Source organism: Lentibacillus kimchii, from assembly GCF_042666895.1.
Classification (GTDB): domain Bacteria; phylum Bacillota; class Bacilli; order Bacillales; family Amphibacillaceae; genus Lentibacillus; species Lentibacillus kimchii.
Map to the genome: position 1 here is coordinate 50,298 of NZ_JBHTGR010000015.1, position 13,918 is coordinate 64,215.

Genomic DNA, 13,918 nt, shown 5'->3' on the forward strand with positions numbered 1-13,918 from the left:
ACAGCACAGAATTGATCGGGAGCACTGGAAAATCGATCGAGCACCGCACAGAATCGATCGAGAACACTGGAAAATCGATCGAGCACAGCACAGAATCGATCGGGAGCACCGGAAAATCGATCGAGCACAGCACAGAATCGATCGGGAGCACCGGAAAGTCGATCGAGCACCGCACAGAATCGATCGGGAGCACTGGAAAGTCGATCGAGCACCGCACAGAAAACGATAAAAACTGGCAGCACAACTTCTGTGCTGCCAGTTTTAAAAAGGCTGCTGTTTTACGTATCAGGTGCTCTTAAAGGTCACTGTTTCCTTTTTCAATCGGGACGCCGATCATGCTGCCCCATTCAGTCCAGGATCCGTCATAGTTCCGGACATTCTGAAAGCCGAGCAGTTCATGCAGGGCGAACCATGTGTGCGCGGCACGTTCGCCGATGCGGCAATACGTAATCACTTCTTTATCCGGTGTAATGCCATGATCGGCATACAGCTTTTTCAATTCTTCCGGTGATTTGAATGTTCCGTCCGCATTAACCGCCTGGCTCCACGGAATGTTGGCAGCGCCTGGGATATGGCCGCCGCGCTGAGCTGTTTCGGTCATGCCGGGCGGTGCAATGACGTCACCGCTGTATTCCTGCGGGCTGCGGACGTCGACGAGCGCGGCTGAGCGTTTCACCGCTTCGGCTACTTCGGGCTGTACAGCGCGTGTCGATTGATCGAGTGTTGTCGGTTCATAGGTGACAGGCGTGACATCGGGAATGTCGGTTGTATAGGTGCGGTTTTCCTGCTCCCATTTAACATGGCCGCCATCCATGATTTTGACAGGCTCATGGCCAAACATTTTCAGTTGCCAGTAAGCGTAAGCAGCAAACCAGTTATAGTTATCACCATACAATATAATCATTGTATCAGGTGTGATTCCTGAATTTCCGAGCAATTCAGCCATTTGCTCACCGTTTAAAATATCACGGCGGGTTTGATCATTGAGCTGTGTTGTCCAGTTCCAGGCAATCGCTCCCGGGATATGTCCCGTTTCATAGGCTGTGTTATCAACGTCAACCTCAACAAGCTGGACGTTGCGGTCATCTTTATGATCGCTGACCCAATCGGTGCTGGTGAGTGTATCTTTATAAAATGGCTGCGTCATAATTGATCCTCCTCTGGAATCGTTCAGCTAATGTTACAATATCATGCAGCCTGAGCAAGTTACAAGGCACACCTTTCCAGTATGCGCGCATTGTGATTCAATTAAGCATGATTCCTGAAAACATGCTTCACAACGGCCCCGTTGTTTGATTTGGACGGGCCGCACTTTCCACATTTTAGTTTAACAGCTGACATGGCGGGAAAGCTAATAGTGACTATTGGTACGCTATAAGGTAACATTACTGAGTACGGCCATTGTTACGGCAGAACTTACATAATTTGGCATGATATTGCTGCATATTATTGCCGTTCGACTTTGTTCTGGCTTTAGACGAGGGAGGAAAAACGATGGAGATTCGCGAAATTGAAACGAAGGACAATCAGGCATTGGAACGTATTATTAGACGCTGTTTGGAGGATGCCGGCTTAGATATTCCCGGAACAGCTTACTTTGATCCTCAGCTGGGTCATTTGGCGCAATTTTACCAAGAGTATACCGCGGCCAAATATTGGGTGGCCGTGACGGATAAGAACGAAGTCGCGGGTGGTGCGGGGATCGCTCCCTATGCACAGGAATCCGACGTCGGCGAGTTGCAGAAATTATATATTGCGCCTGAATTTCAAGGCAGAGGACTGTCCAAGCAATTAATGACGACAGTACTCGACTTCGCCCGCCAGCATTATACGTATTGTTATCTGGAAACATCCACGAAACTCCAGGTTGCCGCTAGTCTCTATCACAAGTTTGGTTTTCAGGAACTGGATGAACCGCTGGATGGTTCGGAGCATGGTGCAATGGACGCTTGGTATATTAAAACGCTCTAATTTAATCACTGTCTGGCAGCGGGGACTAGAGGCCTTTTTCCGAAACGTCATTAGCCTCACTGAAAAGCAGTGGCTGACGCGAATGGATAGTTCTTTCCAAACAACAACGATCTGCTTAAAAATAGATAAAAAACGTTAAGGAGATGAACTCATGGCAAACGATAATCGTGTGGCGCTTGTGACAGGTTCTGGCACAGGTTTGGGTAAAGCGATTGCTGCCTCGCTCGTGAATGAAGGCATGACAGTTGTTCTGACAGGCAGACGGGAGGACGTGCTGCAGAAGGCCAGCGAGGAAATCGGCAAACAGCAGACGCTTGTGATTCCGGGTGATATGACCAGCGAAGCGAGCGTGCAAAAGCTTCGGGATGAACTGCTGGAACAAACGGATGGGCGGCTTGATATTCTGGTCAATAATGTCGGCGGCGTCCCTGCCAGAGGACCGATTGACGACTTGACACTCGATCAATGGCAGCAGGTAATCGATAAAAATGCGACGAGTCAATTCCTCGTGACCAAGTACATGCTGCCGGCTTTGCGCAAGCGTGAGCGTGGCGCTATTATTGCGGTAACATCAGGTCTTGCGCACTTTTATATGAAAGGATTCGGTGCTTATTCGGCAGGCAAAGCAGCTGCCGAGGGTCTGATTCAGACAGTTGCAGAAGAAGAAAAAGCTAATGGGCTGCAAGTAGAACTCCTCGACCCGGGAAGTGTCGCGACAGACGTTAATCCGCATGGCGAAAATGACCCGATGGACGTCGCAGCAGGGCTGGTTGACATGATCAGATAGGCTATTTGGCCGTCCCGCAATTATGCTTTTATCACGGTTTACCGGGACTTAGGAGAAAACGCTTCGAAATGGCGTCACCCTGCCAGTAGACGGCGGATGGCGTGCGTACTAAGCAGGAGATATCTAAGTTACTTCAGGTGAATGCTTTTGCGAAAAATTCTGCGTGGGGGAGACTCACGCAGAATTTGCTTTATCAATTGCTGCTTTGTTTGAATGCCCGTTTTATTCTAAATAGGTATTAATCCAATTCAGCATATCATTGAATATTGTATGATTATAGGATGATTCATTTAGTATTTCATGTTCAAGTCCGTCGTATATTCTTAATGATTTATCCTTAGATGCAATTTCACGATAAAACTGAAAAGAATCTTCTGTTGAAACTAAACCATCATGACGGCCATGCATAATGAGGATAGGATCAACAAATGATTCTGGATTTTGTTTTAAAAATTCGATTCCTTCTGCTAAACGATAGATAAGACCCATCGCTATTTTTTTGCTTACCAGGTCATCATATTCATATTTTTCTGCTACCTCTTGATCAGAACAAACGCCATCAGCTAGAGCGTTCTCTACATAATAGTCATCTGACAATGAGGTATCGATTTCCCCGAAAGGACTATTATTCATTCTAGTTGCAGCCCCCGAGGTAATATAGCCATCAATTTTGTTAGGATATTTCGTTCCGTAAAGAGATACCGTATACCCGCCCATACTATGACCGAGTAAAAAAATTTTCCCGCTGTAGTTGGCCCGAGTATATGTCACAATTGCGTCAAGGTCCTCTGTAATTTCATCTACGCGACTATAATAGGTGGATTTGCCTCCCGAGCGTCCATGCCCCCGTTGATCATATCGAATGACATTTATATGATTCGTTTGAAAAAAATCCGCAACTTGATCATAGCGATCTAAATGTTCAGCAATACCATGCGATATAATCAAATTGGCTTTAGGGACAGCGACATCATTCACCTTCGTATATAATTTTGTGCCATCCTCAGATTCTAAATATTTTATGTAATTCAAACGGTCTCACACCTTTCATAGCTCGTCTTACCAAATTTAATCATTTCAATAATAGAAGAAACACCGCTAATTTATCGTACATCATGGCCAACAAATAAACCTCACCCTGGGTTGGCAGCTCGACGTGGGACGAAAGGGGTTCAGTCTATTGTTGACCGCTGATTTACTGCCGGTTTTAATGTACGAAGATTCTGTATAAAGTATACCATAAAAATGTGTTTTGTGAACCATTTAGTTTAATGCTGGTGTTGCAATTTCGATCGGGCATCATTCGTTGTCTCAGTTTATTTGCCATATAAGTAACCATTGGACAATCGCTATTTTTATGATATAATACGAACAAATGTTCTTGAAAGAAGTGATTGTATGGCTGACATTAATGATCGCGGCACTAAAAAATGGACGGCTATGATGATGCCGGAACATGAGGAAATGCTCAGACAGCTATGGCAGGAGCAGGAATATAAAGAAAAACCAATTCTTGATGAACAGAAGCAGATGGAAATCGATACAAAGCTGCAGCTGGCTATAAACGATGATCTGATGATTGAAGCCGAGTACTATGATCACGACTTGCATGATTTTCAAAAAATCCGGGGGAGACTGCTTATGATTGATACGTTTGCCGGTGTTTTAAGATTTGATCAAGCGGACAGCGTTGTATCACTTCCGGATGTGGTCGATGTCGTTGTGGAATAGCTTTTTCTGAATGGGGAGTGGCTGTTGCACTAGCTAATGATGGGCGAGTCATGACCGGAGACTCTATTTCATCTATTAAAAAAGGAGACCAGCCGCAGCTGATCCCCTATTCATTATTAGCCAAGCAGTTTGATGAATGATTGTGTCACGGCGAGCGTTGATTGCGGATTTTGTCCGGTAACCAGGTTGCCGTCTTTTTCAACATGTGATGTCCAGTTAGGAGCGGCGACGTAAATAGCTCCGAGATCACGGATTTTGCTTTCCAGTAAGAAAGGCACATAGTTATCAAGTGTTGTATCGCGCTCTTCCAGATTTGTGAAGGCGTTGACTTTCTTGCCGGCTATAAGCGGTTCGCCGTTCGAAAGTGTGACACCAACCAATCCGGCTGGACCATGACAGACAGCGCCTACTGGTTTATCAGCTTCATAGAAATCACGTAAAAATGTCTGCAGCGTTTGGTTTTCCGGAAGATCATACATGGCACCATGGCCGCCAGGGAGGAATATCGCATCAAAGTTCCGGGGATCCAGCTCATCCAGCTTGACGGTCTCCTCAAGATAGGGCTGTGCATCGAGAATGGCCTGTGGTGTCTGATCATCGATACTGCTTTGATCCACTGGCGATTTGCCGCCCTGTGGACTTGCAACCATAACCGTGTAGCCCTGCTCTTTAAATTCATTGTAGGCTTCTGCAAATTCGGATAGCCATATACCCGATTTGATCTCTTCTGTAATCTTTTCATGATTGGTTACGACCATTAGAATATTTTTAGGCATATTAGTGTGTCTCCTAACGCAAATTTATCCCGTACACTGTTCATCATAAATTGTTGGCGTGAAAAAATAAAGCAGGGTGCTTGAAAGTAGGTATTCGTCACAATATGATCCTTTAATGGGTAAATGTTACAATCGAACTATTCTTTAATTAACGTGCTGGGAGGGTCCCTTTTTGTCTGATGAACAGGACCATTCGTTTCGCGATATGACATTAAAAGATAAAATCGTTACTGTTATTGGCGCCACGCTGTTTATGAGCCTGGTTCTCGGTTTTGTGTTAGCGATGTTCTTCTTTGGTTTTGCGGGTGCATTTGAGCTGCTGGGCGTTCAGTACCAGTCGATTTGGTCCCTTCTGTTGTTTGTGGCCAGCTTTTTTATCCTGGGAACGGTGGTTGATCTGCCGTTTGAGGCGATGGCTGAACTGTCTGTTAAAAATATGACAGGCAGGGGATTCGCATTTTTTGTTCAATTGCTTTTTTCGTTTGCGTCGAACTGGTTAGTTATTGTGGCGGTGGATGCGTTTATAGACAGTATCACACTTTCGGGTGGAACCAAGCTGATTCTTTCATTACTGCTGGCGGTCCTGGACCCTGTATTTGATAATAAACAGAAGGGGCATGATCAAGCAGTTTAAGCGGCTTACGGCCATAAGTATCACCATTCGATTCACTTTTTACAGGTACGGCTATTGACACATGCAGCTTCTTCTATTATACTTTCGAATTATCAACCAATTTCATATGACTTATCCAGAGCGGCTGAGGGAACTGGCCCTGTGAAGCCCGGCAACCTGCAAATATGCAAGGTGCTAAATCCAGCAATTCGCGTTTTGAGCGTTTTGACAGATAAGGTGTCCGGACTAACGCCTTCCAAAACGGAGGGCTTTTTTATTCCCTTAAAACGCCGGCACAGCCATTTGTTTGCAGGCCGAGTGTTCAGTCTGCCTTGCTTAACTGTCCTGGACGCAGACGCGCGAAACTATCATGAATGGAGGAGTAGACATGGATACATCAGATTTGAATAAAGGGCGTGCATCGGCGTTAATCCCGTTTGTCATTTTTCTCGTCCTGTTTATCGGTTCCGGTATTATCAGTGGTGACTTTTATAAACTGCCTATTTTGGTAGCGGTCTTTATCGCTATTCTGGCAGCTTTATTGATGAACCGGAAAATGCCTTTTAACGACAAGCTGGATTATCTGACTAAAGGAGCAGGGCATCCGAATATTATGCTTATGGTCATTATTTACCTGCTGGCAGGTGCTTTTTCTGAAGTGGCTAAAGGCGTTGGGGCTGTTGATTCGACGGTGAATCTCGGTCTGACAATTCTGCCGGAAAGTCTCTTGGTTGTGGGCTTGTTTGTGATTGGCTGCTTCATTTCCATTTCTATGGGAACATCGGTGGGCACGGTTGTGGCACTTGGCCCCATTGGTGTCGGTTTGGCTGATGAGACAGGCATGAGCATGCCACTGATTTTGGGTGCGATCATCAGCGGTGCCATGTTCGGGGATAATTTGTCGATTATTTCGGATACAACGATTGCTGCTGTCAAAACGCAGGCTGTGAAGATGAGCGATAAATTTAAGGTGAATATTTTCATCGCGCTGCCTACTGCTGTTATAACGGCGGTTGTGTTTGGTGTTCTGACATGGAACGCCGGCGGCTCCATTAGCGGTGAGCATCCATTTGAGTTGATTAAAGTGCTGCCGTATCTTGCTGTCCTTATTTTTGCTGTTATAGGTGTTAATGTCATTTATGTCCTGATCGGCGGCATTGCGTTAGCGGGAGCTGTTGGTTTTTATGAAAGTTCCTTTAATGTCATGGCTTTTTTGACGAAGCTTGGCGATGGCATGGCAGGCATGCAGGAACTGGCGCTGTTAGCCATTTTACTGGGCGGATTGGTTGAACTTATCCGTGTGAATGGCGGGATTGATTTTCTGTTGCGGACAATCAGCAAGCGCATTAACTCAAGAAAAGGGGCTGAAGTTGGTATTGCCGGGATTGTTGGGGTGTTTGACCTGTCAACGGCTAACAATACCATTGCGATTATCAGTGTCGGTTCCCTGGCCAAGCAAATTTCGGAGCGCTTTGGCATTGATCCGCGCCGCACAGCCAGTGTTCTGGATATTTTCGGCAGTGCTTTCCAGGGCATTTTACCATATGGTGCGCAATTATTGGCAATTGCCGGCGTGGCGTCGATATCGCCTGTCGCCATTATGCCGTACTGCATTTATCCGATTTTATTAGGAATTGCTGGCTTGATTGCTATTGCAGCAGGTTTTCCGCGCTTTTCTGTACGGGAAAACGGCTAATCTCCTGCGGGAAAAGAGGTATAGGTGAGACCCTGGCGTGCGATAAGCACAGCGCAAAGCTTCCCGGAAAAGCTTGTGGGCGCAACAAGCACGAGGGGGCTCACCAGCCGCCCGCGAAAAAGCTACCTTTATTTCCGGAGCGGTTGATTGTTCATTTTAATCTGGTTGTTTTGTTTGCTATGACACGCGTTTGTTCTGCTGAGTCGCTATCTGTCAGCTGGCAACATCCCGTTTGCTAAAGACGAGCCACGATAAAGCTATGAAAATAGCAAAGTAAACGATCAGCATGGTAATCGAGAAACCGAGCGTCATACCCTCAATAACGGGCGATCCGCTAACGGTGTACTGCTCAAGATCGGTGTTGGCAAACAGGATATATTTAGCCCAGTCGTAGTCATTGAAAGCTGTAACAATCGTATTTCCTGTAAACATAAGAAAAATAGCGGCTCCGATTGCCAGCGTATTATTTCGGAATACGGCGGAAATCATAAACGCGAATGTTCCCATCATGACCAGATTGATGAGCTTATACCCATAATCAGCGAATACGTCGCCGACAATAAATGTCTGCCGGAAACCTTCACTGGTATCTAAAATATTATTTTGCAGCACAACTTCAGGCAGAAAACCTTCGATGCCAAACATAATTGCACCGGTGATCCAAGAAAAGACAATCACAAACAAGGCAGTCACCAAGGCAAAGAGAATAACCGCTGCAAACTTGGACAGCAAGATTTGTGACCGTGAAACCGGGCGGATCAGCAGCAGTTTAATCGTCCCCCATTTAAATTCCTGGGCGACAATGCCGCCTGCCATAATAATGGTGAAAAGGCTGACCAGTGATGAAAGGGATTTATTCTGGAGAACAAATTGCCAGGCACCATATTCTTTCGGCTGAATGTCGTTATCCAAGTAATAGTTGTTTTTGTCCACCTTATCCATACTCGGCGGAATGGTCGATGGCCGGTTATCGTTTTCCACTTCTTTTTTATATTCTTCATTTTCTTTCGTGATTTGCTGGTTTTCATCCTGCAGCGCCTGCTGCCAATTGTCATCGGGTGCCGTTTGATGGTCACCGAGAAATACTTCGATCAGCCCGCTGCCGATAATAATGACGGCAAGAATGGCAAACATAGCCCATGTCGACTTGCGGATAATGATTTTCATTTCTTCATTGTAGATGAGCTTCATTAGCTTACTCAATTGTATTCGCCCCAATCACATCAAAGAATGTGTCCTCAAGTGTTTCGTTGGCCGTCTTGATCTGATAGATGGCTATATCCTGTTCAGTCAGTGTTTTGACAAGGGCTGGGATGGTTTCTTTTTCGCACTTAAAGGCTACCGATCCGTCTTGATCCGAGGCATCGATATCATGCTGGGATTTGAGCAGCTGAATGGCTCGTTCGGCAGGTGCTGCTTCCAGCTGTATTTTACTTAGCTGCTGGTCTGAGTTGTCATGCACAGATTGGGTGGTGACGAGCTCACCGTTTTTGATAATGCCGATTCGGTCACAGATAAGCTCAATTTCTGATAGAAGATGGCTGGAAATAATCACGGCGACATTTTCCTCAACCGCAAGCCGCCGAATATACTGCCTGATTTCCCGCATACCAGCCGGATCGAGCCCATTTGTCGGCTCATCCAAAATCAGAACAGATGGCTCGTGCAACAGGGCCTGGGCAATTCCGAGACGCTGCCGCATGCCGAGTGAGTACCGGCCGACTTTTTCGTTGATAGGCTTTTCCATGCCCAGCAGCCGTACCACTTCCAGGATGCGCTCATCTGTAATGCCGGGAATCATGCGGGCAAAATGTTTTAAATTTTTCCAGCCGCTCATGAACGGATAAAGTTCCGGATTCTCCACAATGGCGCCAATCCCCTGGATAGCTTCTTTAAAATCACTTTTAATGCTCTTGCCCAGAATGCGGATATCACCGTCGCTTATCTTCATAAGACCAACCATCATGCGGATCGTCGTTGTTTTGCCGGCACCGTTTGGCCCAATGAAGCCGAATACTTCCCCTTTGTCGATGGCGAATGTCAGATCGCTGATAATGGTTTTATTCCGGATAGTTTTGCTGACACCATCTAATGCCATAGCCGTTTCTGCCATATAAAGCCCCCCCTTTGCTTCATTTCTCTATTTAAATATGATTACGATATGACTATATCAATAACATCATAAATGTCAACAGTATTTTGACAACTCCAATGGGTGCCAGGTACATACACGATTCTGACAATTGTGAGTACCAGTCTGGATTAAAATTCTGTGGAACCGGGAATGTGTGTTAATGACTATTGACGATTAGAGGAGGTTTTGCTGTGACGAGATGTCTAATGACGGCAGCCGTTTGTATCGGGATAAGCGGTTTTGTGCCTATGAGTGCAGCAGCTGCAGACACGGCTAATCCCCCCGTGAGCAAGGTGAAGGAAAAAGTAACGGAAGAGGCACGTGAGCAGGGTATTCCGCCGGAGATTTTAAAAGCAATCGCAGCGCAAGAGTCTGATTACCGTCAGTTTGACCATGATGGTGAACCCCACATGTCGCCGGGTGGTGGTATTGGCATTATGCAGGTCAACCCGGCTAAACTTTCGATGGAGCTTGATAAGGACAAGCTGAAACAGGATATTGCCTATAATATAAAAATGGGTGCACGCGTCCTGTTAAATAAATGGCAGCTTGACAGTATTCCGGATGTGAACCAGCACGATAAGGCTGTGCTTGAGGATTGGTATTTTGCGATTATGGCTTATAATGGTTTGTCCGCTGCCAATGATCCAGGCCTTCATGGCGCTGACACGTATCAGAATCAGGTTTATAACCGCATTGAACAGGCTTCGTTTCTGCCTGGTCCGAATGGCTCGTATTTCACGTTTCCATCGTATGACATCCAATATCAACCGAACAGTCAGATCATGTCGCTGTCGTCCGGTAACCATTATGCCACACAACAGCAAACCGTTTCGCAGCAATTGTACGATTTGAATGATTTTATTTTCCTGAATACACCGAATAGCTATACACGTTTTCCATCTGACTCCTTTATAAACAGCGCTGACACCCCACTGACAATTGTCACCCAAGAACCAGGCATATTGACCGAACCATCCAACATGTTTCTGCGATAGCGGGGTGCCGGGGTGCCAGGTACATACACGATTCTGACAATTAAGTGTTTGGATGGGTCAGTTCGATTGTGAGGAAGAGGCCTTTGTACATTGACTGGACGTTTTCAACATGGAAATCAGCTTTTTTTGCCATGTTCAGCGTGTTGCGGTTCAAACAACAGCCGTCACAGACGTGTTTCCATAATGGTGTCAGGATATCCTGCAGTTTTCCAAGGGTTTTTTGCTCGAGACGGACATGCTCAAACAATAGCAACTTCCCGTCCGGTTTTAACGCGCGGCGAATTTCGGCAAACGCCTTATCCGGTTCAGGTATCGTGCAAAAGACAAGTGTTCCGATCACTGTATCAAAGGTGTTATCCGGAAACGGCAGATCTTCCGCTTCTCCCACATGTGTGTGAATTGGTTGATCACGGTTTTTAAGTCGCCGTAATGATTTTTTTAGCATATCGGGATTGGGTTCCACAGCTGTTACCTGCTCGGCATTAACGTAATAGGGAAAATTAATGCCTGTCCCCGAGCCAACCTCCAATACGTTTCCCCGCGCCTTTGAGATGAGATCTTGCCGTATGCCTTTGAAAGATTTTTTCTCTAATGGTGCCATGAACGGATCGTATAGTCTGGAAAACCACTTACCCAACGTTATCACCTCGACAGGAATAGGATGTCACTTTCAGCGTTTAATACCATTGTACCATTTTTTTGTCTTAGTGATGCTCGTTGACTATGACCTAAACTTCGTCCACTTTTTCCCTGCCTATTCCATAAACTTCGGCCAATAAGAAAAAGGTGATTACTTCTTATAATTCTGACAGACATCAATATGATATAATGCGTATAAATCTTACATTATTTGGCATGGTTCAATTAACTAAATATACAGGTGGATAGGATTGGAAATCGTATGTGGGGAGTGAACGTGTTTTGAGCAGACAATGGATAATGTGGGGTGCTATTCTGGCTGTTGTATGCGGTGCGGGAGTTCTCGGTTTTTCCCTTGGAAATGAAGAAGAAGAGTCCGCAGAGCAAACAGTCGCAGCAGATGATATGAATAAGCCGCATGCTGACGATGAAACGGAAAAAAACAAGGATCAAAAAGATGTTATTCAGGAAACGCAAAAGAAAGTAGTGGAGATTGAACAGACAAATACCTCGCAGGATCGTCAGGGATCTGGTTTTCTTTATAATGATCAGGGTGATGTGGTCACTAATGCCCATGTTGTTGCTGGTGCGGAAGAGGCAACGATTAGGACATCAGATGGGCAGGTTTATTCTGGTCAGGTCATCGGTATCAGTAATGATGAAGATGTCGCTGTTGTGAGAGTCAAAGGTCTGGACGATCAGAAACCGCTGGATATGGCAACGGAAAAGGCAGATGTTGGAACAGAGATTTTGACGTTTGGAAGCCCTTTTGGTCTGAAGGATACAGCCACGACAGGGATCATCAGCGGAAATGACCGTAATTTTGAATTGGAATCTTATGTCTACAATGAAGCCTATCAAATATCTGCTCCGATTGCGCCCGGGAATAGCGGTGGGCCACTGATTAACAGTGAGACAGGAAAAGTTCTGGGCATTAATTCAGCCAGTACGGATGAAGGATCCATTGGCTTTAGTATCCCTATTGTGCAGGTCATTGATTTAATTAAAGGGTGGTCAAAGAGTCCGATGACATCGCTGCCGTCTCATAGGGATAATGGTGCAGTTGAGGAAAAAGATCATGAGGCTAATGATAAAAAACGAGCAGAGGATGTGGTCAGTTATTTCTATGAACGGGTCAACGCTGAGGATTACGAAGCAGCCTATTCATTACTGGGAAACAGCTGGCAGTCAGAATTATCTTTCGAAGAATTTTATAACGGTTATCTGGAAACGATGTCTGTCACAATCGACAATATGACCACCACATCCAATGGTGATACTGTGGAAATTGCATTTAATATAACAGCTAAAGAAATAGCCGATGATGGTTCCACAGCCTATCATCATTACCATATGACTTATCAGGCGGGCTATGAAAATAATCGGATGACCTTGCTTTCTGGTACAGGTAAGATGTTGCAGGGACCATAAGTGAAGGGGTTGTTTCTTAGAAATGCATTCCACGTGTGAACCGGACATAAATAGCGTCGCGAATGTCATCCTATATAAAGGAGCGATCATCTATATGCAACCGAAACAAATAATTGATTTAACGATTGGCTTAAATAATGAAACGCCTGTTTATCCAGGAGACCCGAAGCCAGATATTTATCCGGCCGCGACTTTGGAAAATGACGGGTGCAGTGTGCATCATATCAATATTGCTTCCCATACAGGAACCCATGTTGATGCGCCTTTGCACTTTTTTGAAAATGGATCCCGCATTGATCAGCTTGATTTAAATGCATTTATGGGAAGAGGCTTGATCATTCCGGTACCAAATAAAGGTGAGCAGGAACCCATTACACTTGCTGATACCGAAGCATTTATCGAGCAGGCCAGGCCTGGTGATATCGCCCTGTTTTATACCGGATGGGCGCAGTATGCCGGCACTGACACATATGAGCGCCATCCGTATATAAGCGCGGCTGTCGCGCGTGCGCTGATGGATCAGGGTGTCCGCACGATTGGCATTGATGCACTCAATCCCGACAAAACAGGCGGTGAGGATTTTTCAGCCCATGAGGAAATATTAGGACGGGATGGTGTGATCATTGAAAATCTGACCAATCTCGGAGCGATCGACTTTCCTGACCCGCTTATATCGGTATTGCCACTGAAGTTATCAGGCGGCGATGGTTCACCCGTTCGTGCTGTTGCCATGCAAGGCTGATTACGCGGGAGCGGCCTTGATCTGGATCGGACGCGGGACCTATCGAGAGCAGCACAATATCGATCGTGGATTGCACAGGACCGATCGAGGCGTGCGGAAAGTTGATCGAGGCGCACAGAAAATCGATCGATCACCGTACAGATTCGATCGGGCATCACGCAATTTTGATCGAGGAGAACAGAATTTCGATCGAGCACTGCCCAGATTCGATCGACAATCGTCTGGTGCTGTTTAAGTTGTTTTATGATTTACCACGCTCTGATATTTGGTTAAGCAATATTAGTCTTTGTATTATTATTTGTGCTTATGTTTGATTCAGCATTATTTTTAGATTCTTAATGGTTATTATTTAAATACATGTCCATAACACCACTCTTGGCTTCCTTCCTATCAGTCCCCA

General features: G+C 45.6%; 16 protein-coding genes and 1 riboswitch. Of the genes, 10 read left to right on the forward strand and 6 right to left on the reverse strand.

The window, feature by feature from the left end; translation table 11 throughout:
- Positions 1-11 precede the first annotated feature (11 nt).
- Positions 12-299 carry a hypothetical protein gene (locus ACFQU8_RS07765; protein WP_382358642.1) on the forward strand — a complete coding sequence of 96 codons (288 nt, stop codon included), beginning with the start codon at positions 12-14 and terminating at the stop codon, positions 297-299.
- On the opposite strand, the gene ACFQU8_RS07770 is transcribed toward ACFQU8_RS07765, so the two are convergent.
- Positions 296-1,147: a sulfurtransferase gene (locus ACFQU8_RS07770; RefSeq protein WP_382358643.1), complete on the reverse strand. Its 852-nt coding sequence runs from the start codon at positions 1,145-1,147 to the stop codon at positions 296-298. The two genes, ACFQU8_RS07765 and ACFQU8_RS07770, sit on opposite strands and share 4 nt — an antisense overlap.
- A 347-nt stretch (positions 1,148-1,494) precedes the next feature.
- Between ACFQU8_RS07770 and ACFQU8_RS07775 the strand changes: the two genes are divergently transcribed.
- Together ACFQU8_RS07775 and ACFQU8_RS07780 are read left to right on the forward strand one after the other, a co-directional pair.
- The gene (locus ACFQU8_RS07775; RefSeq protein ID WP_382358644.1) at positions 1,495-1,971 is read left to right on the forward strand and encodes a GNAT family N-acetyltransferase; all 477 of its coding nucleotides are present in this window, start codon (positions 1,495-1,497) and stop codon (positions 1,969-1,971) included.
- A gap of 151 nt (positions 1,972-2,122) precedes the next feature.
- Positions 2,123-2,758, forward strand: a complete 636-nt coding sequence (locus ACFQU8_RS07780; RefSeq protein WP_382358645.1) for an SDR family oxidoreductase — start codon at positions 2,123-2,125, stop codon at positions 2,756-2,758.
- Between the two features lie 222 nt (positions 2,759-2,980).
- On the opposite strand, the gene ACFQU8_RS07785 is transcribed toward ACFQU8_RS07780, so the two are convergent.
- On the reverse strand, positions 2,981-3,790 hold the full coding sequence (locus ACFQU8_RS07785) for an alpha/beta hydrolase (RefSeq protein WP_382358646.1): 810 nt from the start codon (positions 3,788-3,790) through the stop codon (positions 2,981-2,983).
- Between the two features lie 366 nt (positions 3,791-4,156).
- Here ACFQU8_RS07785 and ACFQU8_RS07790 point away from each other — a divergent pair, with 366 nt between their 5' ends.
- Entirely contained in the window at positions 4,157-4,489 is a 333-nt protein-coding gene (locus ACFQU8_RS07790) for a YolD-like family protein (protein ID WP_382358647.1), read from the forward strand.
- Between the two features lie 116 nt (positions 4,490-4,605).
- On the opposite strand, the gene ACFQU8_RS07795 is transcribed toward ACFQU8_RS07790, so the two are convergent.
- Complete coding sequence (locus tag ACFQU8_RS07795) at positions 4,606-5,265, reverse strand: type 1 glutamine amidotransferase domain-containing protein (protein WP_382358648.1); 660 nt, start codon at positions 5,263-5,265, stop codon at positions 4,606-4,608.
- Positions 5,266-5,437: 172 nt separating this feature from the next.
- On the opposite strand from ACFQU8_RS07795, the gene ACFQU8_RS07800 reads away from it, so the two are divergent.
- Positions 5,438-5,899, forward strand: coding sequence for a YrvL family regulatory protein (locus ACFQU8_RS07800; protein ID WP_382358649.1), 462 nt, complete (start codon positions 5,438-5,440; stop codon positions 5,897-5,899).
- Positions 5,900-6,007: 108 nt separating this feature from the next.
- A riboswitch (SAM riboswitch) is annotated at positions 6,008-6,117 on the forward strand.
- A 149-nt stretch (positions 6,118-6,266) separates the two neighbouring features.
- The gene (locus tag ACFQU8_RS07805; protein WP_382358650.1) at positions 6,267-7,574 is read left to right on the forward strand and encodes a Na+/H+ antiporter NhaC family protein; all 1,308 of its coding nucleotides are present in this window, start codon (positions 6,267-6,269) and stop codon (positions 7,572-7,574) included.
- Between the two features lie 213 nt (positions 7,575-7,787).
- Here ACFQU8_RS07805 and ACFQU8_RS07810 read toward each other — a convergent pair whose 3' ends face one another.
- Complete coding sequence (locus ACFQU8_RS07810) at positions 7,788-8,765, reverse strand: ABC transporter permease (RefSeq protein WP_382358651.1); 978 nt, start codon at positions 8,763-8,765, stop codon at positions 7,788-7,790.
- Positions 8,766-8,769: 4 nt separating this feature from the next.
- Positions 8,770-9,687, reverse strand: coding sequence for an ABC transporter ATP-binding protein (locus ACFQU8_RS07815; protein WP_382358652.1), 918 nt, complete (start codon positions 9,685-9,687; stop codon positions 8,770-8,772).
- A gap of 212 nt (positions 9,688-9,899) precedes the next feature.
- Here ACFQU8_RS07815 and ACFQU8_RS07820 point away from each other — a divergent pair, with 212 nt between their 5' ends.
- On the forward strand, positions 9,900-10,706 hold the full coding sequence (locus ACFQU8_RS07820) for a transglycosylase SLT domain-containing protein (RefSeq protein ID WP_382358653.1): 807 nt from the start codon (positions 9,900-9,902) through the stop codon (positions 10,704-10,706).
- 40 nt (positions 10,707-10,746) lie between these two features.
- Here the strand turns inward: ACFQU8_RS07820 and ACFQU8_RS07825 are convergent, their stop codons facing one another.
- On the reverse strand, positions 10,747-11,343 hold the full coding sequence (locus tag ACFQU8_RS07825; RefSeq protein WP_382358654.1) for a class I SAM-dependent methyltransferase: 597 nt from the start codon (positions 11,341-11,343) through the stop codon (positions 10,747-10,749).
- Positions 11,344-11,627: 284 nt separating this feature from the next.
- Here ACFQU8_RS07825 and ACFQU8_RS07830 point away from each other — a divergent pair, with 284 nt between their 5' ends.
- The 3 genes from ACFQU8_RS07830 (at position 11,628) to ACFQU8_RS07840 (ending at position 13,753) form a co-directional block, all read left to right on the forward strand.
- Positions 11,628-12,776, forward strand: a complete 1,149-nt coding sequence (locus tag ACFQU8_RS07830) for a S1C family serine protease (RefSeq protein ID WP_382358655.1) — start codon at positions 11,628-11,630, stop codon at positions 12,774-12,776.
- 94 nt (positions 12,777-12,870) lie between these two features.
- Positions 12,871-13,518, forward strand: coding sequence for a cyclase family protein (locus ACFQU8_RS07835; protein WP_382358656.1), 648 nt, complete (start codon positions 12,871-12,873; stop codon positions 13,516-13,518).
- Positions 13,496-13,753 carry a hypothetical protein gene (locus ACFQU8_RS07840; RefSeq protein ID WP_382358657.1) on the forward strand — a complete coding sequence of 86 codons (258 nt, stop codon included), beginning with the start codon at positions 13,496-13,498 and terminating at the stop codon, positions 13,751-13,753. Before ACFQU8_RS07835 ends, ACFQU8_RS07840 begins: the two co-directional genes overlap by 23 nt.
- The last annotated feature ends 165 nt before the right edge of the window (positions 13,754-13,918 follow it).

What these genes read in the sequence shown, in the direction of transcription:
- ACFQU8_RS07770 (WP_382358643.1), bottom strand. Translation starts at nt 1,147, where the DNA reads ATGACGCAGCCATTTTATAAAGATACACTCACCAGCACCGATTGGGTC.
- ACFQU8_RS07775 (WP_382358644.1), top strand. Translation starts at nt 1,495, where the DNA reads ATGGAGATTCGCGAAATTGAAACGAAGGACAATCAGGCATTGGAACGT.
- ACFQU8_RS07780 (WP_382358645.1), top strand. Translation starts at nt 2,123, where the DNA reads ATGGCAAACGATAATCGTGTGGCGCTTGTGACAGGTTCTGGCACAGGT.
- ACFQU8_RS07790 (WP_382358647.1), top strand. Translation starts at nt 4,157, where the DNA reads ATGGCTGACATTAATGATCGCGGCACTAAAAAATGGACGGCTATGATG.
- ACFQU8_RS07795 (WP_382358648.1), bottom strand. Translation starts at nt 5,265, where the DNA reads ATGCCTAAAAATATTCTAATGGTCGTAACCAATCATGAAAAGATTACA.
- ACFQU8_RS07805 (WP_382358650.1), top strand. Translation starts at nt 6,267, where the DNA reads ATGGATACATCAGATTTGAATAAAGGGCGTGCATCGGCGTTAATCCCG.
- ACFQU8_RS07810 (WP_382358651.1), bottom strand. Translation starts at nt 8,765, where the DNA reads ATGAAGCTCATCTACAATGAAGAAATGAAAATCATTATCCGCAAGTCG.
- ACFQU8_RS07815 (WP_382358652.1), bottom strand. Translation starts at nt 9,687, where the DNA reads ATGGCAGAAACGGCTATGGCATTAGATGGTGTCAGCAAAACTATCCGG.
- ACFQU8_RS07835 (WP_382358656.1), top strand. Translation starts at nt 12,871, where the DNA reads ATGCAACCGAAACAAATAATTGATTTAACGATTGGCTTAAATAATGAA.